Genomic DNA, 1,430 nt, shown 5'->3' with positions numbered 1-1,430 from the left:
CGGTTGCAGGCCTCGGCGAAGCGCAGGTAGGTGTCGACGCTGGCGACGACGATCCGGATGTCGATCTTCAGGATCTCGATGCCGACCAGGGAGACGCGGATGAAGACGTCGATCACCAGTCCGCGGTCCAGGATCAGCTCGAGGATGTCGTAGAGACTGCCGGTGCTCCCGCTACGGGAAACGCCGGCTTGGCTTTGCGGCACCACGGTCACGGGTGCCTCCCTTCGCCGGTCGCCGGTGCGTCCGGCGGACGTGTGCCCGCACCGCGGCCGGGTGCGTGTCACGTCGGCCGGTCGATCTGCCCTCTGCTGTAGCGGCGGATCCGCTGGTAGGCGAGTAGTTCGCCCTCTTCGTCGAGCGTGACGCGGTAACTGGCCATCACGCTGGTCGTGTCCGGGATCCGTTCCAGTTCCACCACCTCCACGTCGGCCTGCCAGCCGTCCTCGGTCGGCTTCAGCGCCGACACGGACTCCGGCGCCCGGCCGAGCAGTTCAGCGAGTTGCTCGGCTGCGTAGCGCATGGCGCGGGGGGCCGAGACCCGCCGCGCGGGTTTGGCCGTGCGGCGGCGAGGGGCTGTTCGCGGCTCGTGGGGGCCTTCACGGGCGGGCCTACGAGCCCGGGCGCGGTCCTCGTTGCCTTCGGCCATCTGCCTGCTCCGGAAACGGAGGCGTGTCGGTTTCACTCATGAGCGCTACTTTCCATCCTGTCTCCCATTGTCCCCTGCCCGGATCGGCGGCGCAGCCGCGCACGTCCGATGCACGGGACGGCCAGTGACGCCGTCCCCGGGCCCACCGTGACGACACGGCTTGCGGCGCGACGCCGCGGCTCGCGGCACGACCCCGCCGTGCAGAAGCCCGTGCCCCACGTGCGCTCACCGGGACGACTGGCCAGACTGGAGATACGGCTCGCCGCGGCCCCGAGCGCCGTGAGCGCCTGCCCCTTGTGGAACTGCACCGCGGCGAACCGGGTGCAGGTGAGTGACGGGACATCATGCCGTCCCCGCGCGCGGAGGTGGATCAGGCCCTCCGGCCGTATCGCGTGTGTCCGGCGCTCGCCGGGAACGTGGTGGCGAGCCCGGAGCAACTCCCGTCGCGGGCACGGGCCCTCGCACCGCGTGTGTGCCCCTGGACGCGGTGCCCGATCGGGAAGGGGCACGGCCGAAGGGATGACTTCATGAACAACAGCACCAAGGTCGCTCTGGGCGCCGCCGTCGCCGGCGGATACGTGCTCGGACGCACGAAGAAGGGGCGGCTCGCCTTCGCCGTCGCCACGTACCTCGCCGGACGGCGGGTCGGGCTCGACCCGCGGCAGCTCGCCACCGAAGGGCTCCGGAAGCTGGGTGAGGTTCCGCAGGTCGCGGAGCTGAGCGAGCAGGTCAAGGGGGAGTTCCTGGAGACGGGCAAGAAGGCGTTGGTCGCTGCGGCCAACCG

General features: G+C 71.0%; 2 protein-coding genes and 1 pseudogene. 1 reads left to right on the top strand and 2 read right to left on the bottom strand.

The genetic code is table 11. From position 1 onward, the window contains the following. Both gvpJ and AB0P35_RS42085 read right to left on the bottom strand, forming a co-directional pair. The coding region (gene gvpJ, locus AB0P35_RS42090) for a gas vesicle protein GvpJ (RefSeq protein WP_363521894.1) at nucleotides 1-212 on the bottom strand (212 nt) is incomplete at its 3' end. Nucleotides 213-280: 68 nt separating this feature from the next. Then, nucleotides 281-646, bottom strand: a complete 366-nt coding sequence (locus AB0P35_RS42085) for a gas vesicle protein (protein WP_363521892.1) — start codon at nucleotides 644-646, stop codon at nucleotides 281-283. 527 nt (nucleotides 647-1,173) lie between these two features. Here AB0P35_RS42085 and AB0P35_RS42080 point away from each other — a divergent pair. Further along, nucleotides 1,174-1,430 (top strand): annotated as a pseudogene (locus tag AB0P35_RS42080) (histone protein); the annotation flags it as partial.

Origin of the sequence: Kitasatospora sp. NPDC085879 (genome assembly GCF_040686255.1) — a bacterium.
GTDB lineage: Bacteria > Actinomycetota > Actinomycetes > Streptomycetales > Streptomycetaceae > Kitasatospora.
The sequence above is the reverse complement of the archived record's forward strand: the minus strand, read 5'-3'. Positions and strand labels throughout refer to the sequence as shown.

Bases quoted from the DNA above. Each gene is read 5' to 3' on its own strand.
- AB0P35_RS42085 (WP_363521892.1), bottom strand. From the start codon at position 646: ATGGCCGAAGGCAACGAGGACCGCGCCCGGGCTCGTAGGCCCGCCCGT.